Here is a 334-nt window from a genome sequence, read left to right as displayed (position 1 = left end):
AGTATTGTAGGACAATCCTATCGAATTAAAGATCATTTTAGCAAAGAAAATGATTGATTTTGTACATGCTTAAACAAGCGAAAATGTACATGTTTATCTTGACATTTACAATTCAGCAGCTTCTTTTAATGTTAAACAATCTTTGTATAATTCCTCTAGCTTTTTTACATCCTCTTTTTCAAAGCAATATCCTCCATCTGCTTTCCAGGTATCTAGATTGATTGGTTCGATGTGTTTATACTTAATTAAATAACCTAATTGATTTTTTGTTAAACCTACCCGATCGCATACCTCTTCTAAAGATAAATAGCTCATATCTCACCTCATCCGAAAC

At 31.1% G+C, this 334-nt stretch carries 1 pseudogene; it reads right to left on the bottom strand.

Annotated features, from left to right (window positions below):
- Positions 1–111: 111 nt before the first annotated feature.
- A pseudogene (locus tag ACS2CR_RS34510) lies at positions 112–315 on the bottom strand (helix-turn-helix domain-containing protein); the annotation flags it as partial.
- Between the last annotated feature and the right edge of the window lie 19 nt (positions 316–334).

It is taken from the genome of Bacillus cereus group sp. BceL291, from assembly GCF_051776705.1.
Taxonomy (GTDB): Bacteria; Bacillota; Bacilli; order Bacillales; family Bacillaceae_G; genus Bacillus_A; species Bacillus_A cereus.
This window is presented reverse-complemented; position numbering and strand designations above follow the sequence as displayed.